The following is a 20650-nucleotide window of genomic DNA, read 5'->3' on the forward strand; positions in this document are numbered from 1 at the left end:
ACCACTGAAGTTTTGCAAGCAGCGCTTCAGTGGTTTGTGGTTTATAGTTTATGGTTTATAGATTATGGTCATTTAAATTTTGCACAATGAAAAGATTCGAAGATTTCTGTGAATCCTAAACCATAACCTATAAACCATAAACTTTACTTATTCTCTGTAGTATATGCGTTTCACGCGTGGTGATACAGAAGTCAGAATCTCGTATGGGATTGTGTCGAGCAAGTCGGCAAGACGTTGCACAGATGCGTTCGGACCGAAAATCTCCACCGCATCACCCACTTTGCAGTCAATGCCCGTCACGTCAATCATGCAGGCATCCATACAGATATTACCTATTGTAGGAGCATCCTGACCATTAATCTTTACGCAGATGTTGCCTCTCCCAAAATGTCGGTTCATACCGTCGGCATACCCGATAGGGATAGTGGCTATACGTGACTTCCGTGTGAGCACGCCTTTCCGTCCGTAGCCGATAGTCTCTCCTGCTTCCAGTTCGCGGATAGCCGTGATTACGGTCCTTAACGTTGACACCACGTCGAGCGGTTTCTCAATACTCTCCGGCAACGTGTTTGCCCCATACAATCCAATGCCAAGACGCGCCATGTCGTAATGATGCTCCGGGAATCGCAATATCCCCGCACTGTTAAGCACATGGCGTTTCACGTAATATGGCATTTTCTCCAGAATATGGTCGGTCATCTTCCTGAACCGGTCAAGCTGCAACAGAGTGTAGTCATCCATATCCACACAGTCAGACGTGGCGAGATGAGAGAACATCGACGACAATCTGACTGAATCTTGCGACAGGATGATACGTATCACTTCATCAAGCTCTTCCGATATAAAGCCCGTGCGGTGCATTCCGGTTTCCAGTTTCAGGTGTATCGGGTAATCCTTTATCCCATTCTTCTTAGCCTCACGAATCACATCATTGAGCATCTCGAAGCTGTATATCTCCGGTTCAAGATGATTCGCAAACATCGACCGATAGTTGACCACCTTCGGATTCATCACCATAATAGGCATCGTGATTCCGTTTCTCCTAAGGTCAATACCTTCATCAAGCACTGCTACGGCAAGATAAGCCGCACCGCAGTCCTGCATGGTCTTTGCTATCTCATAGCTTCCTGCGCCATATCCGGAAGCCTTAACCATAGCTACGATTCCCGTTCCGGCAGGAAGATGACTCCGGAAATAATTATAGTTTCTGACGATGGAGTCAAGATTTACTTCAAGCACTGTCTCATGCTTCCTCGCCTCCAGAAGTTCGTTGATACGGTTGAACTCAAATTCCGGGGCACCCTTCAGAAGAATAATCTCATTGATAAAATCGGATGGCGACATAGATTCCAGCAACTTGGCAGTGTCTTCAAAAAAGAGTGAACCTTCGGGAAACATCGATGAATGGCGGCACATCTCCTTCCCGACTCCGATGAAGCGGGATATTCCGGAATCCACCACCGCATCGGCGATTGTCTTGTAGAGGTCTTTGCCGGGAGCTGTCTCATGGCGGATGTCGCTCATGATAAGCACAGGATTCTGCGACGGCATCTTGCGGCGCATCATGAAATTGATTGCCGGCATGAGCGATGAGAAGTCGCTGGTGTAGGAATCAAGAATGAGCGAACAATCGTTGACCCCCTCGCTGACGTTGAGCCTTGTACCGATTTTATGCAGAAGTGCGAAACGCTGAGAGATTGTGTCGTGGTCCACTCCGCACAGCAGCATGAAAGCAAGGGCTCCGGCGACATTCTCCACATCTGTCTCATTGCTTATAGGAGCGCGTAGCGAATGAGTTTCCCCATTATACGTATATTTCAGTTCATTCAATGCGTTGGAAGTAAATGCGCCGACTTCGATAAATAATGGTGCATTACGGTCAGAGCGTGACCATCCTATGACGTTTTTCCCTTTTGCCACGGGAGCGATTGCATCATTGAGTAGCTTCGAATCGGCATTGTAGATGATATTCTTCACACATTCCCTCTCCGCGAGGATAGCCTTCTCCTGTGCCTTCTCCTCCATCGACTCAAATCCGTCGGAATGAGCGTCGCCGATATTTGTGAATATCACGGTCTCCGGCATGATGCAGTCGGCAAGCGGCTTCATCTCCCCCTTACGGGATATGCCCGTCTCAATAAGGGCAATTGCCGTGGAATCCTCGATTTCCCACATTGACAGAGGCACACCGATTCTTGAATTGTAGCTTCTTGGCGAACGTGCAATTTCCGCAATAGGCTCCATAAGCTGGAATATCCACTCCTTAAGGGTTGTTTTCCCACGACTGCCCGTGATGGCCACCCTATGAGCCGTGGTTTTTCGTGCAATAGCTGCCACTGTATGAAGAGCCGCAACAGAATCCTCCGTAATCAGAATGGAAGCATCCTTGCAATCCTTCATGTCTTCAGGCACATATTGAGCGACAAACGCCCGAACGCCCATGTCGTAAAGCTGACGCATATAATCATGCCCGTTGTTGCCGCCCGGGGTGTTTATGGCGAAAAAGAGTGAGGTTTCGGGATGAGATAGGCTTCTGGAGTCGGTCAGCAGAGTGTCGATAGGCGTTTTGGCATCCGATTCCAGACCTAAGGCACAGGCTATTTCAGATAAATATGCATTCATAAGATATCAAGTAGCTACCGGAGAGAAAAAGTAAATTTAAAATTTGATTCAAAATTACCAATTCTAATCCAATAAAGCAAATGAAAAATGACAATAAGAAAGACAATGGAAATGGGTAATAAAAAAGGGGCGTGTATCACTACGCTCCCCATTTTCCAATGCACCCCGAATCACATCGGAGGGCATTGTTAGTCCTAATCCTAATTTTAACTATTAATCCATAACTTTACTAATGCAACAATAAAATTGTCAATGAAACGATTGAATGTGTATATGATTTGAAATACGAATGAGGTATTTCTTATCATTGGTCTATGTCAAATTTTGGGGAGAGTTTAATCCATTGGGATTTATGTCGCAAAGTTAGTAATAAAATCGTAGGATTCATAAATAATAATTGGGTAAAATTAAGTTAAAATATACGATATTTAGTTTATTTATGTTAAAATGTTCAAAATCGTGTCAATATCGGATGGTGCTGTCCTGTCAAGTGCCACTGGCACAACGGAAACAATGCCATGAGAAAGGCACCATTCATCAGTGTCGGTGTTGTCAGGCTCTTCATTGACAAACTTTCCGGTGAGCATATAGAACGTCCCTCCCCAAGGGTCGGTATATTTTCGATATTCGTCGCTCCAGTTTGCCTTGCATCCTTTTGTGACGCGCATTTCCGTGGGGTGAGGTATGGAGTTCGGGATATTGACGTTGAGAGCCACTCCCTGTGGCAGACCATTGTCGAGCACACTCTTTACAATCTTATGTATGAAGGGGAGGCAGGGGGTGAAATCCGCATTCGGCGAATGATCCGTGAGGGAGAATCCTATCGCCGGGATACCGAAGGCGCAACCTTCGAACGCCGCACCCATAGTGCCGGAATAGATCACATTGATTGATGCGTTGGATCCATGATTTATGCCCGACACCACAAGATCGGGCTTACGGTCCAATACGGTGTGCATAGCCAATTTTATGCAGTCTACCGGCGTACCGTTGACCTTATACATCTTGGCATCCTTATAGTCTTCAACTCTCGTAATGCGCAACGGAGTTGCCACGGTCAACGCCATGGACTGTCCCGACTGAGGATGTGCCGGGCATACAGCCACCACATCGCCAAAATTGACCAGCACGTCAATAAGAGCATGCACGCCATTAGCTTCAATACTGTCGTCGTTGCTAACGAGAATTAGAGGTCGTATATTCTTTTCCATAATAAATCAATTTTTATACAAAGCTACTAAAATAAAATCATCAAAACAAGAGGATTGTTGGTGCGTGGAAATAAATTTAAGTTGTAATTTAAGATAAATCTATGATATATTAGAGCAAATCGTGTTCGTTGTAGGGGCGGCAGTTGGTGGAAATCAAAAAATATTCGTAATTTTGTATTCGAAGCAGATGTTAGTAATTTTATGACAGATCAAACAGATTCTTTAAAGGCGGCTTATTTTACGCTTGGATGTAAGCTGAATTTTTCCGAAACCTCCACTATCGGAAAGATTCTCTCGTCGAAGGGTATTACTCGTGCGGCTAAGGGGGAGACTCCGGATTTATGTATTGTCAACACCTGTTCGGTGACGGAGATGGCAGACAAGAAGGGGCGGCGTCTTATCCGCTCGCTTGCCACGCGTTATCCTGAGACTACGATTGTGGTGACGGGATGCTATGCGCAGCTCAAACCGGAAGAGGTGGCGGCATTGCCGGGTGTGGATATTGTGCTTGGGTCGAACGAGAAGCTGCGTATGGCGGATTATATCGACCGTTGGCTGTCGGATCATAAGAAACAGGTGGAGGTGACGCCCTCCCTCTCAATAAAGGAGTTCCGTCCCTCCTGCGAACGGGGCGACCGCACACGCTTTTTCCTGAAGGTGCAGGATGGTTGCGATTATTTCTGCACGTATTGCACCATACCGTTCGCACGCGGACGTTCGCGTTCGGGCGTGACGTCTGACCTTGTGGCTATGGCACGCGAGGCAGCCGCCTCGGGCGGACGGGAGATAGTGCTGACCGGAGTGAATGTAGGCGAGTATGGCAAGGACAATGGTCAGGATCTATTCTCATTGCTGCGTGCGCTCGATGAGGTGGAGGGTATAGAACGTTACCGTATATCGTCGATAGAGCCGAATCTGCTGACTGAGGAGATTATCCGCTGGATTGCGGAGGAGTCGCGTGCATTCATGCCGCATTTCCACATCCCTCTCCAGTCGGGTTCGGATGCAGTGCTGAAGCTGATGAACCGCCGCTACGACACGTCGTTGTTTGCATCGCGTGTGAAGGTGATACGCGAGATGATTCCTGATGCATTCATCGGAGTTGACATAATTGCCGGAGCAAGGGGTGAGACGCCGGAGGAATGGGAGAAGAGCCTGGCATTTGCTGACAGTCTCGACGTTACTCGCTATCACGTCTTCCCTTATTCGGAACGTCCCGGCACGAAGGCATTGCTGCTCGGCGACGTTGTGAGCCAGGAGGAGAAGCACCGTAGGGTGGGGCTGCTCACTAATCTCTCTGACAGGAAGATGGATAGTTTCATGAAAAAGCATTGCGGCACTGTCCGCCCTGTGCTATGGGAGCAACCTTCCGGTGAAGGGATGATGCACGGATTGACAGATAATTATCTTCGTGTGGAGGCTCCGTTGAGACGGGAGTTGATAAATAGGGTCGTGCCGGTGCGTCTCGTAGGGATTCATCCCGAGGAACCGGAACTGATGACAGGGGAGTTTGACCCGGAGATTATGATTTGATAGGATGATTTAATTAAAAAAAGTATATAGCAGTGTCACGCGTCGCAGTAATAATACTTAATTGGAACGGAAAGGAGCTGTTGAAACAGTTCCTTCCCACAGCCTCCAAATATACACAAGGGGAGGATGTGGATCTTGTGGTGGCAGACAATGGCTCAACCGACGGATCGGTGGAATGGATAAAAGAACATCATCCGGAGGTGATGCTGATAGAATACCGCAAGAACCTTGGATTTGCCGAGGGCTATAACCGTGCTATAGAAATCCTCGACTATCCCTATTCGCTGTTGCTCAATAGCGATGTGGAGGTCACGGAGGGCTGGTGGCAGCCATTGTTCCGGTTTATGGAGGAGAATCCGGAAGTCGGAGCCTTGCAGCCGAAGATAAAGTCATATAGAGATAAGTCGCGGTTTGAGTATGCGGGTGCGGCAGGCGGTTTCCTTGACCGTCTGGGTTATCCATATTGTCGCGGACGCCTGTTTGATTGCGTGGAGAAGGATGAGGGACAATATGACGGGGAGGTGAAAGACGTGGTGTGGGCTTCCGGAGCCGCGTTGCTTGTGCGCACCGATATGTTTAGGCGTGCCGGACGGCTTGACCCGCATTTTTTCGCCCACATGGAGGAGATTGACCTTTGCTGCCGCATGATCGCTCGGGGTTTCCGTGTGGTCGCCACGAGCTTTTCCGAGGTATATCATGTGGGGGGTGCATCTCTCAATCAGGGAAATCCCAAGAAAACCTACCTTAATTTCCGTAATAATCTTCTTCTCCTATATAAGAACCTGTCGCCGGAGAAGAGGGGCAAGATATTGCTGAAACGTAGGCTGATGGATACCCTTGCATTCGGCATGTTTGTGCTGAAACTTGACTTCAGGAATGCATGGTCAGTGATACGTGCGCATAATGACTTCCGAAAGATGCGTAAGCTCTATGACGAGGGCAAGCATTTTTATGTTGAGCCGGAACAGATCCTGTCAGACCGTCTGATAGCGGTTGACCGTTATCTGCGGCGTATGAAGAAATGAAATAGTCATAGCTACGTAATCATAAAGGAAACGGATAATCCCCATATTCCGGTCAGCCGGGATATGGGGATTATTTCAGTCTCTATTTCTTGCTATCTGCCGAGAGATGGCCATACTATAGTTTAACAGAGTGAGAGATATACGATAAGACCGCATATTAGGATATAGCATGCTGCGTATGGGATTGCCTTGCGGAGTATTGCATCGTCGGCACCCTTCATGTCGCAGGCAGCAGTGGCTATCGCTATGCTTTGCGGCGAAATCATCTTTCCGCCCGTTGCGCCTGCCGTGTTGGCGGCGGCAAGCCAATCTGCCTGTGAGCCGGTGAATCCTGTTACCGACAATTGCCCGTTCATGCCAAGCTGATGGGCAACGTTGGACTGCAACTTACCGAAGAGAATGTTGGCAGATGTGTCGCTTCCTGTCACGAATGTGCCGATCGCGCCGATAAGGGGAGCGAATAACGGATAGAAAGAACCGGAGATAGCCACCAGTCCGGCAGCTATGGCAGCGATCATGCCGCTATAGTTCATGATTGATGCCAACGATATGAGGCATATTATAGTCAGGGCGGTAAAACGCAGGTTGACGAGCGTGCGCGCCATGACCACGGTAAGCTGACGGACTGTCAATCCCTGTATCACCCCGCCTGCCACACTGCCTATAAAGAGCATGAGAGCGGCATTGCTTATCCATCCGAACTTGAAAGTGGATCCGATGATAGGGAGTGGTATAGCCGATACGAGATGACCCTTCAGGAAATTGTTGACCGGAGGGCATAGCGCACCGCTTATCAGTATGAGCGCAAGGATAAAGAGATATACGCTCCATGCCTTCAGCGTCTCTCCGGCGGAGAAATTGGATGTCGGTCGTGACTTGTCGCGTTTGCGGATGAACAGACGGTCATAGATTATTATCGCTGCGATGGCGGCAATCGACCCGATTATGGCAGGCGTCTCCGCACCGAGGAAAGTGGCACACGTCAGCTGCACTCCCAATGATATGCCGCCTGTCCAGATGGCGAGGGTGACGTTTTTCATCCATGCCTTCCTGTCGGTCAGCATGAGGATTACGAACGGCACGAGTATGAATAGCGGGGCAAGCTGGATGATAGCGAAAGCCGACACCTCACACAGTGTCTCCATACCCGCTGCGCCCCCGGGCGTGATTTCGTTGCAGAGCGTTATGACGGGTACACCTACCGCCCCGAATCCCGTGGCGACAGTGTTGCCGATAAGGGAAACGAGCGCGGAGAACATAGGCTTGAAACCAAGTCCGATAAGTATGGCAGCCGGTATTGCTACCGCTGTGCCGAATCCCGCCATGCCTTCAAGCAGTCCGCCGAATCCCCACACCATGAGGAGCACAAGCACACCCTTATCGGAGGTCAGTGTAGTGAATTGCCGTTTGATCACTTCAATGGCTTTCGATTCCACAAGCACGTTGTAGCTGTAGATAGCCATTAGGATTATGAGAAGAATAGGGAATATTGCTTTCAACACACCTTCCACGAAACTCCACCCCACGAGGGAATAGATCGAATCATCTGCGAATTTCTCAGGCACCATCCCCGTCGCCGGAGCAATCCAGAGGGCTATGCAGGCGGTGACAATGAGAGTGATTAGCGCGCTCTTATATCCCGACACCTTGAAGCCGAGCATCAGGATGAAAAGGAGCAATACGGGTATGATGGCGATAAGTGCATTCATAAGCTTTAAGGTTTATGGTGGTGCTGACTAAGGTTATCTCATGATTCAATCGGCGTTGCCGGATGATTGTAGAGCACCACGGTTACGCTTCTCGCCGCCTGTGCGCCCATGACGAGCACCTGAGCGATGTCGGCAGTCTTCGACGGACCTGCCATGAAAAGTCCGTAGCCATAGTTGTTAAATGTCACCAACCCGTACGCCTGGTGCATATTGCTCACGATCTGATCCTTTTGCAGAAGAATCACGAGGTTTTCCGATATGAAATACACATCGCGTTCCACCACGTCCTGGGTGATCCATATCGCACCATTCTCCGCCACACCGAACTTCCCTTCGACTACACCTACATCGGTATCGTTAAGCTCATGCGGGTCGGGGATGGTGTCGGGATTCAGATTCGCGCACTTCACGATAGGGAGAGCGGATGCGATTCTTTTGGCATCGGGATAAGTCTCCTTGATGATGCGGTCTGTTTCGGCTGCATTGTCTACCTGCACTATGCGGCATCCTGCATCCTGAGCCTGACGGATAAATTCCTCCAGCGGCTCGATATATTCCGTGGCGTCGATGTCGCTGAGTCGAGGTCTCGGCAGGCGAGTCTTTATACTTGCCCGGCATTTGCCTATTATATCGTTGCTTGTACTCATGATTTTCTCTTTGTTGTGGTTAATGCTTATTTATCCCTTTTTATTTGTCACTCTCATCCTTGCCTTTAAACTCCTTATGGAAAGGTTGCTTAGGGAATTTCATCATCTTATGTGCGTAAGCCCAAGGATTCAGTCCGTTGTTGATGACAAACGACGGGAGATAATTGAGCAGATGGGCAGATGCCGTGGCGGCATTATACATACCCTTGTTGTCAAGCACGAGATTCATCCCCTTGCACATCATCTTTTTCTGCGGATTAGCCTCGCCAATGCTGTCAAGTTGCTGTCGCCATTCGTAGATCTGTTCGCCGAGGTTTATCTTCACCGGGCATACGCATTGGCAACTCAGGCATAGAGTGCATGCACTGACGTTGCCAGAATACCTCTTCTCGTCGTGCAGCATGCCCAAATTAATTCCGAGCGGACCGGGGATGAAGAAACTGTAAGAGTAGCCTCCCGACCAGCGGTAGACGGGGCACGTGTTCATACATGCGCCGCATCTCATGCATTTCAGCGTCTCCCAATGCTTCTCATCGGCAAGCCATTTGCTGCGTCCGTTGTCGACGATGACGATGTGCATCTTCCCACCGGGACGCGGTTTGCGGAAATGACTGGTGTAGGTGGTCGACGGCTGTCCTGTGGCTGAGCGTGCCAGGAGTCGGATGAAAACGGAAAGACATTCGTAGTCGGGGATAATCTTCTCCAGACCGATAGCCGCTATCTGCAATTTGGGTATTGAGGTCGACATGTCGGCATTACCCTCGTTGGTGCATACCACGATGTCGCCCGTCTCTGCTATACCGAAGTTTGCGCCTGTCATTCCGGCGTCGGCAGTCAGAAATTCGTCACGCAGGCTCAGACGCGCCACGTGGGTCAGATATGTAGGGTCGTGATCACCCTTCTTCGAGTGTAGTTCCTTTTCGAAAAGCTCGCCTACGTCATCATGGGTGAGGTGGGTGGCAGGCACCACGATATGGCTCGGTCGCTGATGGGCAAGCTGAAGTATCCTCTCGCCGAGGTCTGTCTCCACGATTTCCATACCTCTCTCTTCGAGATACTCGTTCATGCCACATTCCTCGGTGAGCATGGATTTTGACTTCACCATCTTGCGGGCATTGTTGTCTTTCAGAATCTGATAGACGATCTCGTTGAATTCTGTGGCATCCTTTGCCCAATGCACGGTGACGCCGTTCTTCTCTGCTGCATCGGCAAACTTTTGCAGATAGATATCTATATTCATGAGAGTGTGTCGTTTTATCTCGGATGCTTTCGTGCGCAATTGCTCCCATTCGGGGACGGAGAAAGCCATCTTGTCGCGTTTTACACGCAGTCCCCAGAACGTATTGTCATGCCAATCGGCATACCCTTGGTTCTCGAGGAATTTTTTAGCAGCCTTGCTGTGGGATGTGCTCATGGTGGATTGTATTAGAGGATGGAATATTTAAAGACCTTCAGCCAGGATCTCAATCACGTGGCGGAACTCGATTTCGGGGAACTTCCCCTCCTTTGCATTGATTCCTGCCATGTGCATCAGGCAGGAACAGTCGGCACCTGTTATGAATTTAGCACCAGTGGCGGCATGTCGTGCCAGTTTGCGCTCGCCCATCTGCTTGCTTACGGCAAGCTCCTCGATGCTGAACATTCCGCCAAACCCACAACATTCGTCATATCTTTCCGGCTCGACCACCTCAATGTCGCTTACCAAAGCGAGCAGGTCCTTTATTTTGTTGAATCTCGGCTCCATCTTCTCGGAAGGTGCCGACAGATTGAGTTCTCTTGCGCCATGGCAGGAATTATGTAGACTGACCTTGTGGGGGAATCTGCCGAGAGTACGGTCCACCTTGAGCACGTCATGAAGAAATTCCACCATATCCATAGTCTTTCGGGCGATGTGGCATTCATGTCCGGACTCTTTCATAATATGGGGGTATTGCAATCGTATGAATGCCGTGCATGATACGGATGGGGCTACCACATAGTCGAAACCCTTAAACATATCATCGTATCTTTTGGCAAGGAGAGCGGAATCCTTTGCAAAACCTGCGTTCGCCATAGGTTGCCCGCAACAAGTCTGACCTTTAGGATAGGTCACATCCACCCCTAAATGCCGCAGTAGGCGGAAACAGGCGTCTCCAACCTTGGGGAAGACGGCGTCAACATAACAGGGGATAAATAGCCCAACTCTCATGATATGGAAAATTAAAAGAAAAACAAACCTTTCGTTATAAGAATAAACATAGCGCGGAGTCATTTGGTTTTGAGCCTAATCAATAAAAATGAATATTGCTTATAAAATATGGTCAAAGAAATGGGTGCAAAATGAAATTGTGGTAATTAAAATAGTGAAATAATGACTAAAATAGCAATTGAAATACAAAAATAAGTACATTGATAATTATAATGTGAAATATTATTTGTAATTTTGTCAACTTTTTTACAGGTAACTCATACAATCAATTTGATTCTACAGGATATCAAACAGATTATAGGGTTCATAATTATTCACAATCTTATTCGGAAACTTTACGAAAATGGACATTAAAGACATCACTGTCAAGTTTGCCGAACCCGAACAGGCGAAGTATGCCGAGACCATAGTGCGACTTATATATGAGTCAGCACTACAGCGTGGCACCGGCATAGCCAAGCGTAGCCCGGAATATATCGCCAAGAAGATTACGGGTGGCAAGAGCGTCGTCGCATTGCATGGCGACCGATTGGTAGGGTTCAGCTATATTGAGAGCTGGGGTCATGGTGATTTTGTCGCGACATCCGGATTGATTGTCGATCCAGAATACCGCCATCTTGGCCTTGCCGGCGCCATCAAGGCGAAAACTTTCGAGCTGGCTCGACTTCGATTTCCGTTTGCCAAACTCTTTTCCATCACGACTTCACTGCCCGTAATGAAATTGAATTCAAAAATGGGCTACAAACCGGTGACATTCTCCGAACTAACTGACGATGAAGAGTTCTGGCATGGGTGCGAGGGCTGTGTGAATTACGACATCCTTCAGCGCAACAAGCGAAGAATGTGTCTGTGCACGGGTATGCTTTATGACCCGCAGCAGCCTCTTGCAGAGAAAGACCGTCCCAACCCTTATCTGATGAAATTCAAGAACAGTATCAACAGGATGCTTCATCTTAAGAAAGCGGAGCGATGACTATCTATTGGCAGACGATATTGATCAATATCGCCTGCACAATTGTCATTGGGATATTTTTTTAGAAATCGAAATCAACAGAAATATGACAGAAAATAAGAAAAAGAAGGTGCTTCTCGCCTTCAGTGGAGGTCTTGATACCTCATTTGCAGTGAAATATCTTTCAGAAGATCTCGGGTATGAGGTGCACACGGCAATCGCCAACACCGGCGGTTTCTCTGAAGAGGAGTTGAAGGTGATAGCCGAAAAGTCGAAACGTCTCGGAGCCGCCTCTCATGCCACTCTCGACATCACTCAGGATTACTACGACAAGAGTATAAAATATATGGTTGCGGGCAACGTGCTCCGCAACGGCACTTATCCTATATCCGTAAGTTCCGAGCGTATCTTCCAGGCAATCGCGACAATAGAATATGCCAAGAAAATCGGTGCAGATGCCATTGCCCACGGTTCTACAGGAGCCGGCAACGACCAGGTGCGTTTCGATCTTACTTTCCAGATTCTTGCGCCGGAGATTGAAATAATCACCCCGACCCGCGACCTCACCCTTACCAGAGAGTATGAGATTGACTATCTGAAGAAGCATGGTTATGAGGCAGACTTCAAAAAATTGGAATATTCCATCAACAAGGGTCTTTGGGGCACGTCGATAGGTGGCAAGGAGACTCTACATTCCGAGCAGACTCTTCCCGATGAGGCTTATCCTTCACAGGTGACTGCCACGGAGCCGGAGAAACTGACCATCTCTTTCAAGGAGGGTGAGATCTCGGCTGTCAACGGCAAGGAGTATACTGACAAGGTTGAGGCTATCCGTGAAGTGGAGCGCATCGGATCGCGTTTCGGAATCGGACGCGATATGCATATCGGCGACACCATCATCGGCATAAAGGGTCGTGTGGGCTTTGAGGCAGCAGGTCCGATTCTGATCATCGCCGCCCACAAGATGCTTGAGAAGCACACCCTCACCAAATGGCAGCAGTATTGGAAAGACCAGGTAGGCACATGGTACGGAATGTTCCTGCATGAGGCTCAGTATCTGGAGCCTGTGATGCGCGACATCGAGAAGATGCTTGAAAGCTCACAGCGCAACGTGACCGGCACGGTTGAACTGACATTACGCCCGTTGTCATATACGCTTGTAGGTGTGGATTCTCCGTTTGACCTGATGAAGACTGATTTCGGGGAGTATGGCGAGGTCAACAAGGCATGGACTGCCGACGACGTGAAGGGATTCACCAAGATTCTCGGCAATCAGATGAAGATCTATCATAACAATCAGGTTAAAAACGGAAAGGCTGAGTAAGTGAAGAAAAAAATAGGTATAATAGGAGGCGCCGGCTACACTGCCGGCGAGCTCCTTCGTATTCTTATCAACCACCCTGAGGTGGAGATAGGATTTGTGCATTCCACGAGTAACGCCGGGCAACCGGTGACAGCAGTTCACGGGGGACTTCTCGGTGAGACCGACCTTGTGTTTTCGGAGACTCATCCGCTGAATGAGGTAGATATACTGTTTCTCTGTTCCGCCCACGGTCACAGCCGCAAGTTCTGGGAAGAGAATGAGCGTCCGGAGGGATTGATGGTGATTGATCTGGCACAGGATTTCCGCGATGAGAGCAACGGATACGTCTACGGACTCCCGGAGGTGAATCTCGGCAGGATAGCCGGTAGCCGCTCGGTAGCCAATCCCGGATGTTTCGCCACGGCGTTGCAGCTCTCACTTGTGCCGCTTGCCGCAGCCGGACTCCTTCCTGACGGGGAAATCAACATCACTGCCTTGACAGGCTCTACAGGTGCGGGCGTGAAGCCGGGAGCTACCACTCATTTCAGCTGGAGAAATGATAATGTGTCGGTCTACAAACCCTTCACTCATCAGCACCTCAAAGAGATAGGAATGACTCTCGCCCGGTTGCAGCCGGGGAATAAGTCGCGCATAAACTTCATACCGATGCGTGGCGACTTCGCACGTGGCATATTCGCCGTCACCACGCTTGATTGCCCCCTCTCGGAAGAGGAGGTGACGAAACTCTACAAGGATTATTATGCTGATGCCCCCTTTGCGGTGGTCAACGATAATCCGATCGATCTTAAGCAGGCAGTCAATACCAACAAGGCAGTGATTCATGTGGAGAAGCATGAAGGGAAGTTGCTGGTGACATGTGCTGAGGATAATCTACTGAAAGGCGCGTCGGGTCAGGCAGTCCAGAACATGAACATAATGCTCGGACTGGATCAGCGCACAGGTTTGCGTCTCAAGCCGTCAGCGTTCTAAAATCGCGGGCAACCGCATATATTCAACACATTGTCAACAATATTGCCGATGAATCTTTTTGACGTTTATTCACTCTATGATATAGAGCCGGTCAGAGGTAAGGGTTCGCACGTCTTCACCGAGGACGGCACCGACTATCTTGACCTGTATGGCGGACATGCCGTCATCTCAATAGGACATTCCCATCCACATTACGTGAAAGCTCTCTCTGAACAGGTGGAGAGACTGGGTTTCTATTCCAACTCGGTGCAGAACTCCCTTCAGTGGAAACTCGCCGACAAACTTGGCAAGCTCTCCGGATATGAGGATTATTCACTGTTCCTCTGCAACTCAGGCGCGGAGGCCAACGAGAATGCCATAAAACTTGCGTCGTTCACCACTGGGCGTGAGAATATCCTTGCATTCGGCAAGGCATTCCACGGACGCACATCCGGCGCTGTGGCAGCTACCGACAATCCCGGCATACGTTCGCGCTTCAACGAGACGAACAACGTGACGTTTGTGGCTCTCAACGATGTCGATGCCGTGCGGACGGTGCTTGCCACCCATGAGTATGCCGCCGTCATAATCGAAGGTATACAGGGCGTGGCAGGCATACATGAGCCTACTCCCGACTTCCTGCGCTTCCTCGCTGAAGAGTGTAAGAAGACCGGCACGCTCCTTATCCTTGATGAGATACAGTCAGGCTACGGCAGGTCGGGTAAATTCTTCGCTCATCAGTATGCCGGGATACGCCCCGACATAATCACTTGCGCGAAGGGTATTGCCAACGGCTTCCCGGCAGCGGCAGTACTCATCTCCCCGTCGATACCCGCTAAGAAGGGTATGCTCGGCACCACTTTCGGTGGCAATCATCTCGCGTGTGCTGCTGCTATTGCCGTGCTCGACGTGATGGATCAGGAGAACCTTGTGGAGAATGCAGCCAAGGTAGGGGAGTACCTTATCTCGGAGCTCCGCAAGATGCCGAAAGTGACCGATGTCAGAGGCAAGGGTCTTATGATAGGCTTCGAGATGGAGGGTTTCACCGGCGGCGAACTGCGCAAGAAACTCCTTTTCGAGCATCATATCTTCACCGGCGGTGCCGGACAGTTCACAGTGCGTCTTCTTCCCGCGCTCTCAATATCTATGGAAGAGGCTGAATCCTTTATCAATGTAATGAAACAATTATGAAAAAATTCACTTGTGTAGCTGATATAGGCGACCTGAAGGCAGCCTTGGCAGAGGCTGCGGAGATAAAGAAAGACCGTTTTGCCTTTACCGAACTCGGACGCAACAAGACTCTCCTGATGATATTTTTCAACTCCTCACTCCGCACCCGCCTCTCTACCCAGAAGGCGGCGATGAACCTCGGCATGAACGTGATGGTTCTCGACGTGAATCAGGGTGCGTGGAAGCTGGAGACTGAGCGCGGCGTCATCATGGACGGCGACAAGGCAGAGCACCTGCTGGAGGCAATCCCCGTGATGGGTTCATATTGCGATATAATCGGCGTGCGCTCATTTGCCGGGCTTAAGGATAAGAAAGAGGATTATGAGGAGCGCGTCATCGAGCAGTTCATAAAGTATTCCGGACGTCCGGTGTTCAGCATGGAGGCTGCCACCCGCCATCCTCTCCAGAGCTTTGCCGATCTCATCACTATCGAGGAGTTCAAGACAAAACCGCGTCCGAAAGTGGTCATGACATGGGCACCTCATCCGCGAGCACTCCCGCAGGCAGTGCCCAACTCCTTTGCAGAATGGATGAATGCCACCGACTATGAGTTTGTCATCACTCATCCTCATGGATATGAACTTGACCCTGCCTTCACCGGTAATGCCCGCATAGAGTATGACCAGCGCAAGGCTCTCGAGGGTGCAGACTTCGTATATGCCAAGAACTGGTCTGCCTACGCTGACCCGAACTATGGCAAGGTGCTCTCCACTGACCGCGACTGGACCGTCGACGCAGAGAAGATGGCTCTGACCAACAATGCCTACTTCATGCACTGCCTACCCGTAAGACGCAATATGATCGTGACTGACGACGTGATCGAGTCAGACAGAAGCATCGTCATTCCGGAGGCTGCTAACCGCGAGATTTCCGCGCAGACAGTAATCAAACGTCTGCTTGAATCTCTCTAAATACAATCACCCACCAGTAAACCATTCACGCTTTTGAAATGATAAACGTCGTAAAGATTGGGGGCAATGTGATAGATAATCCGGAGGCACTTGAGAAGTTTCTCCGGGAGTTTGCCTCGCTTGAGGGTGATAAGATACTCGTGCATGGCGGCGGTAAGGAGGCCACACGCATGAGTGAGAGCATGGGGGTGCCGACCACCATGATAGAGGGACGTCGCGTCACAGACCGTGCCACACTCAACATAGTGACTATGGTCTATGCCGGATTGATCAACAAGCGTATCGTCGCGCTCTTGCAGAAATTCGGGTGTGATGCCGTGGGCCTTACCGGAGCTGACGGTAATGTCATCCCGGCGGTGCGTCGTCCCGCAAAACCGGTGGATTACGGTTTTGTTGGGGATATAGATCCGGATAAGGTGTCGGATAAGTTTATCGCCACCCTTCTCAACGGTGGCTACGTGCCGGTGTTCTGTGCAATCTGTCATGACGGCGACGGCTCACTGCTCAACTGCAACGCCGATTCAGTGGCGGCGGCTGTGGCACTCGGAGCCTCACGCGTGGCACCGACACGACTTACCTATTGCTTTGAGAAAGCCGGAGTGATGACCGATCTCGACGACGAGACGAGCGTCATCCCGCTTGTGACCCGCGAATCCTTCGCCCGTCTTAAAGAGGAGGGTATCGTGGCGAAAGGTATGCTTCCCAAGCTCCAGAACGCACTCGATTCCGCAGCGAAAGGGGTGACGGAGGTGAGGATATGCAAGTCGGATGCCCTCTGCGGTTCGGTAGGCACAATAATAAAAGAGAAATGAACCGTGCCGCACGTCTGGAGAATGCCCTGACGCTTCTCCGCAGATTGATTTCCACGCCGTCACCATCGCGAGAGGAGAGTGCCACTGCCGATATATGGGAGGCATGGCTTCGTGAGAATGGCGCAGACAGCGTGGAGCGTCAGCACAACAACGTGTTTGTCGTCGCGCCCGGTTTCAATCCCTCGCGCCCCACGCTGATGCTCAACTCACATCATGACACTGTGCGTCCGTCAGCATCCTACACCCGCGACCCCTATTCCCCCGACATAGAGGGGGACCGTCTCTACGGCTTGGGGAGTAACGATGCCGGGGCTTCGGGCGTGGCGTTGGCTTCAACGTTTCTCGAACTGAAGGATAATCCCGACCTCCCCGTCAACCTTATATTGGCAATCACGGCGGCGGAGGAGGTGATGGGGGAGAACGGCATGAGAGCCTTCCTGCCGTATCTTGCCGAGAGGGGTCTCACGCCTGACATGGTGCTCGTGGGTGAGCCTACGGGTATGCAGCCGGCAATAGCGGAACGCGGACTCCTCGTATTTGACGGCGTGGCACCCGGAAAATCGGGTCATGCCGCACGTAATGAGGGGGAGAATGCCATTTATCGCGCCATGGAGGATATCGACCTGCTCAGGCGTTTCACCACTCCGAAAGTCAGCGAGACGCTGGGACCGATAAAGGTAAGCGTCACGGTCATAAATGCCGGTACGCAGCATAACGTGGTGCCCGACAGCTGTTCGTATGTGGTAGACGTGCGCACTACCGACGCTTATTCCAATGAGGAGACCGTTGAACTGCTGCGCAAGGCGGTGAGATGGAGCCGGCTGACACCACGCTCCACACGCGTGCATGCGTCGGTGATACCGTCGGATCATCCACTCGTGGAGTCGGCTGTGGCATTGGGGCGGACGCCGTTTGTCTCACCCACCACGTCAGACATGGCACTGATGCACGGCATACATTCCCTGAAGATGGGACCCGGCGAGTCGTCGCGTTCACACACGGCTGATGAATACGTGCTGATATCGGAAATAGAGGAGGCTCTGGATATTTATCCGAGGCTGATCATGCAACTCAACATAAACAAAGATTAAGATGCAACTATGGAACAAGGGTTTCGAACCCGATAAAATGATAGAAAGTTTCACGGTCGGTCTTGACCGTGAGCTCGACCTCCGTCTTGCACGCTACGACGTGCAAGGCTCAATGGCTCATATCCGGATGCTTGAATCGATCGGGCTGCTTGAGAAGAGTGAGCTTGATCAGCTCCTTCCTGCTCTTCAGGAGATTGCCGACTCTATAGAGAGGGGTGAATTTGTGATAGAGGATGGCGTGGAGGATGTGCATTCACAGGTGGAGTTCCTTCTGACTGCCAAACTGGGCGATATAGGGAAGAAGATACATTCCGGACGCAGCCGCAATGATCAGGTGCTTGTAGATCTGAAACTCTTCTTCCGCGATGAGTTGCGACGCATAGCCGACGGCGTGGAGCGTCTGTTCAACCGCTTGCAGTCGCTTTCGGAGGAGCACCGCGACAAGCTGATGCCCGGCTACACACATCTACAGGTGGCGATGCCCTCGTCGTTCGGACTATGGTTTGGCGCGTATGCCGAATCGTTGACCGACGACATGCAGATGGTCGTGGCAGCCTACAACATTGCCAACCAGAATCCGCTCGGATCGGCAGCCGGCTACGGCTCCTCCTTCCCACTCGACAGGGAGATGACGACGGAGCTTCTCGGGTTTGCCAATCCGCACTACAACGTCGTGGCGGCACAGATGAGCCGTGGCAAGACGGAGCGTGCCGTGGCGTCGGCGATAGCGGCAGTCGCCTCCACACTCGGTCACTTGGCGATGGACGTCTGCATGTGGATGTGCAATAATTTCGGGTTTGTGAAATTCCCTGATGAACTGACCACCGGATCGAGCATCATGCCTCACAAGAAGAATCCCGACGTGTTTGAGATAATGCGAGGCAAATGCAACCGACTCCAGTCGTTGCCCAACGAACTGACGATATTGACAGCAAATCTCCCTCTCGGCTATAACCGCGACCTTCAGCTGATGAAGGATATCGTCTTCCCCGCCACCACGCAGCTCATAGAATGTCTTGACATGGCAGACTTCATGCTGGCACATATAGAGGTGAAGGAGGGGATACTTGATGATCCCCGTTATGATTATATCTTCACGGTGGAAGACGTCAACCGTCTTGTGCTCCAGGGTGTGCCTTTCCGCGATGCCTACCGTCAGGTGGGTCTCTCGGTGCAGGATGGCACCTATCGTCCGACTCGTGAGGTGCACCACACGCATCTCGGCAGCATCGGCAACCCGGCAAACGGGCTTATCGCGGAGAAGATGCACGGTCTGCTCGCGCAGCTGAAATAATCCGCCACAACAAATTCCTAAGAGAGCACATTATCCGGATGAATACCGGATGAGGTGCCCTCTTTTAAGATAAATTCAGGGAATTGATGGTGTAAAATAGGTATAGTTGTGCTTTTTTGAGAAAAAATGCGGTAAAAAATTGACAAATGGGGTCTGAAAGTGTTATCTTTGTAGGCGATTTTGTCAGCATTGGCTTCAACTGATGGCTGATCTGGCAATTGTCAGATTGCATCATTGTTTCCAGTTCTTCAGCAGGACTCATGAAAAATAATAAAGAGGTAAAAATCTCATATTGGGCGGCACATCTCACCACGGTAGTGAGCGTGACGCTCGTACTTGTAATTATAGGTATAATCTCGCTCATCTCGATAGGAGCCGCCACAGAGACGCGAAAATTGCGTGAGCGGCTTGAGGTCAGCGTGGTCATGGCAGACAACGTGACCGACTCATTGGCTTCGGAGACTGCCAAGGTCTTTGAAGGGGTGCCCTACGCACATAGCGTGAGGATGATCTCCCAAAAAGAGGCATTGCAGCATTGGAAGGATGACACCGGGGAGGATCTTGAGGCATTGTTCGGGGTAAATCCCCTGTCGCCGGAAGTGACATTCTCGCTGAATGCCGACTATTCCTCTGCGGCTCGCATAGATTCCATCGGGAAGGTGATTTCAGCGATGCCGGGAGTTGAATCCGTGGTGTTGCCGGATTCCGCTATGGTAGAGAGCATGAACCGCAACATAGAGCGTCTCTCCATAGTGTTGGGTGCTATTGCCCTTGTGCTCGTGATAATATCATTCGTCTTGATCAACAACACGGTGCATCTTGCCATATATGCCCGCCGTTTCACCATACACACTATGCAGCTTGTCGGGGCTACGAATGGATTCATACGCCGTCCGTTTGTCAACGACAATATGATCTCCGGACTGTTGGCGGGTCTGGTCTCCTCATGTCTGCTCGGGCTGTCGCTCATAGCCGCGCCGGGGGCAGGGTTCGGGGAGATTGCTGCGAGCATAAGCTGGCAGATGTTTGGAATTGTCGCGGCGGGATTGGCACTCACCGGTATACTGTTGTGTGGCATGGCGGCATGGATGGCTACATCACGCTATCTACGCAAGGATTATGATGAACTGTTCAAATGATCCTTCCGATACTC

General features: G+C 50.6%; 17 protein-coding genes. 11 read left to right on the forward strand and 6 right to left on the reverse strand.

The window, feature by feature from the left end:
* Positions 1-147: 147 nt before the first annotated feature.
* A complete protein-coding gene (locus tag E5331_RS09835; protein WP_123484318.1) occupies positions 148-2622 on the reverse strand; it encodes a bifunctional UDP-N-acetylmuramoyl-tripeptide:D-alanyl-D-alanine ligase/alanine racemase in 2475 nt (824 codons plus the stop codon).
* A 437-nt stretch (positions 2623-3059) separates the two neighbouring features.
* Positions 3060-3833, reverse strand: coding sequence for a 5'/3'-nucleotidase SurE (surE, locus tag E5331_RS09840; protein WP_123484317.1), 774 nt, complete (start codon positions 3831-3833; stop codon positions 3060-3062).
* Between the two features lie 201 nt (positions 3834-4034).
* Here surE and mtaB point away from each other — a divergent pair, with 201 nt between their 5' ends.
* Both mtaB and E5331_RS09850 read left to right on the forward strand, forming a co-directional pair.
* Complete coding sequence (gene mtaB / locus E5331_RS09845) at positions 4035-5366, forward strand: tRNA (N(6)-L-threonylcarbamoyladenosine(37)-C(2))-methylthiotransferase MtaB (protein ID WP_123484316.1); 1332 nt, start codon at positions 4035-4037, stop codon at positions 5364-5366.
* 32 nt (positions 5367-5398) lie between these two features.
* Positions 5399-6391, forward strand: a complete 993-nt coding sequence (locus E5331_RS09850) for a glycosyltransferase family 2 protein (protein WP_123484315.1) — start codon at positions 5399-5401, stop codon at positions 6389-6391.
* A gap of 122 nt (positions 6392-6513) precedes the next feature.
* Here the strand turns inward: E5331_RS09850 and E5331_RS09855 are convergent, their stop codons facing one another.
* Genes E5331_RS09855 through E5331_RS09870 form a run of 4 tightly spaced genes read right to left on the reverse strand, consistent with a single transcriptional unit; the run spans position 6514 to position 10935 of the window.
* On the reverse strand, positions 6514-8100 hold the full coding sequence (locus E5331_RS09855; protein ID WP_123484314.1) for an L-lactate permease: 1587 nt from the start codon (positions 8098-8100) through the stop codon (positions 6514-6516).
* Positions 8101-8138: 38 nt separating this feature from the next.
* Complete coding sequence (locus tag E5331_RS09860; protein WP_123484313.1) at positions 8139-8747, reverse strand: LutC/YkgG family protein; 609 nt, start codon at positions 8745-8747, stop codon at positions 8139-8141.
* 40 nt (positions 8748-8787) lie between these two features.
* Complete coding sequence (locus E5331_RS09865; protein ID WP_123484312.1) at positions 8788-10161, reverse strand: lactate utilization protein B; 1374 nt, start codon at positions 10159-10161, stop codon at positions 8788-8790.
* A 27-nt stretch (positions 10162-10188) separates the two neighbouring features.
* On the reverse strand, positions 10189-10935 hold the full coding sequence (locus tag E5331_RS09870; RefSeq protein ID WP_123484311.1) for a (Fe-S)-binding protein: 747 nt from the start codon (positions 10933-10935) through the stop codon (positions 10189-10191).
* Between the two features lie 343 nt (positions 10936-11278).
* On the opposite strand from E5331_RS09870, the gene E5331_RS09875 reads away from it, so the two are divergent.
* The 9 genes from E5331_RS09875 to E5331_RS09915 all read left to right on the forward strand — a co-directional run bounded on the left by E5331_RS09875 (position 11279) and on the right by E5331_RS09915 (position 20636).
* A complete protein-coding gene (locus tag E5331_RS09875) occupies positions 11279-11908 on the forward strand; it encodes a GNAT family N-acetyltransferase (protein ID WP_123484310.1) in 630 nt (209 codons plus the stop codon).
* Between the two features lie 85 nt (positions 11909-11993).
* Positions 11994-13211 (forward strand): argininosuccinate synthase, encoded by a 1218-nt coding sequence (gene argG, locus E5331_RS09880; RefSeq protein WP_123484309.1) that lies wholly within the window; start codon positions 11994-11996, stop codon positions 13209-13211.
* Positions 13212-14180 carry an N-acetyl-gamma-glutamyl-phosphate reductase gene (gene argC, locus E5331_RS09885; protein ID WP_123484308.1) on the forward strand — a complete coding sequence of 323 codons (969 nt, stop codon included), beginning with the start codon at positions 13212-13214 and terminating at the stop codon, positions 14178-14180.
* 48 nt (positions 14181-14228) lie between these two features.
* Positions 14229-15350: an aspartate aminotransferase family protein gene (locus tag E5331_RS09890; RefSeq protein ID WP_123484307.1), complete on the forward strand. Its 1122-nt coding sequence runs from the start codon at positions 14229-14231 to the stop codon at positions 15348-15350.
* Positions 15347-16300: a Rossmann-fold NAD(P)-binding domain-containing protein gene (locus E5331_RS09895; RefSeq protein ID WP_123484306.1), complete on the forward strand. Its 954-nt coding sequence runs from the start codon at positions 15347-15349 to the stop codon at positions 16298-16300. The genes E5331_RS09890 and E5331_RS09895 overlap by 4 nt, the downstream gene beginning before the upstream one ends.
* Before the next feature lie 38 nt (positions 16301-16338).
* A complete protein-coding gene (gene argB, locus E5331_RS09900; RefSeq protein WP_123484305.1) occupies positions 16339-17112 on the forward strand; it encodes an acetylglutamate kinase in 774 nt (257 codons plus the stop codon).
* Entirely contained in the window at positions 17109-18203 is a 1095-nt protein-coding gene (locus E5331_RS09905; protein ID WP_123484304.1) for a M20 family metallo-hydrolase, read from the forward strand. The genes argB and E5331_RS09905 overlap by 4 nt, the downstream gene beginning before the upstream one ends.
* Before the next feature lies 1 nt (position 18204).
* The gene (gene argH, locus E5331_RS09910) at positions 18205-19497 is read left to right on the forward strand and encodes an argininosuccinate lyase (RefSeq protein ID WP_123484303.1); all 1293 of its coding nucleotides are present in this window, start codon (positions 18205-18207) and stop codon (positions 19495-19497) included.
* Between the two features lie 260 nt (positions 19498-19757).
* Positions 19758-20636, forward strand: a complete 879-nt coding sequence (locus E5331_RS09915) for a cell division protein FtsX (RefSeq protein WP_123484302.1) — start codon at positions 19758-19760, stop codon at positions 20634-20636.
* Positions 20637-20650: the final 14 nt, after the last annotated feature.

The organism is Lepagella muris (assembly GCF_004793975.1).
GTDB lineage: Bacteria > Bacteroidota > Bacteroidia > Bacteroidales > Muribaculaceae > Lepagella > Lepagella muris.

Coding starts and splice junctions, on each gene's coding strand:
- E5331_RS09835 (WP_123484318.1), bottom strand. CDS start 2,622: ATGAATGCATATTTATCTGAAATAGCCTGTGCCTTAGGTCTGGAATCG.
- surE (WP_123484317.1), bottom strand. CDS start 3,833: ATGGAAAAGAATATACGACCTCTAATTCTCGTTAGCAACGACGACAGT.
- mtaB (WP_123484316.1), top strand. CDS start 4,035: ATGACAGATCAAACAGATTCTTTAAAGGCGGCTTATTTTACGCTTGGA.
- E5331_RS09855 (WP_123484314.1), bottom strand. CDS start 8,100: ATGAATGCACTTATCGCCATCATACCCGTATTGCTCCTTTTCATCCTG.
- E5331_RS09860 (WP_123484313.1), bottom strand. CDS start 8,747: ATGAGTACAAGCAACGATATAATAGGCAAATGCCGGGCAAGTATAAAG.
- E5331_RS09865 (WP_123484312.1), bottom strand. CDS start 10,161: ATGAGCACATCCCACAGCAAGGCTGCTAAAAAATTCCTCGAGAACCAA.
- E5331_RS09870 (WP_123484311.1), bottom strand. CDS start 10,935: ATGAGAGTTGGGCTATTTATCCCCTGTTATGTTGACGCCGTCTTCCCC.
- E5331_RS09875 (WP_123484310.1), top strand. CDS start 11,279: ATGGACATTAAAGACATCACTGTCAAGTTTGCCGAACCCGAACAGGCG.
- argG (WP_123484309.1), top strand. CDS start 11,994: ATGACAGAAAATAAGAAAAAGAAGGTGCTTCTCGCCTTCAGTGGAGGT.
- E5331_RS09890 (WP_123484307.1), top strand. CDS start 14,229: ATGAATCTTTTTGACGTTTATTCACTCTATGATATAGAGCCGGTCAGA.
- E5331_RS09895 (WP_123484306.1), top strand. CDS start 15,347: ATGAAAAAATTCACTTGTGTAGCTGATATAGGCGACCTGAAGGCAGCC.
- argB (WP_123484305.1), top strand. CDS start 16,339: ATGATAAACGTCGTAAAGATTGGGGGCAATGTGATAGATAATCCGGAG.
- E5331_RS09905 (WP_123484304.1), top strand. CDS start 17,109: ATGAACCGTGCCGCACGTCTGGAGAATGCCCTGACGCTTCTCCGCAGA.
- argH (WP_123484303.1), top strand. CDS start 18,205: ATGCAACTATGGAACAAGGGTTTCGAACCCGATAAAATGATAGAAAGT.
- E5331_RS09915 (WP_123484302.1), top strand. CDS start 19,758: ATGAAAAATAATAAAGAGGTAAAAATCTCATATTGGGCGGCACATCTC.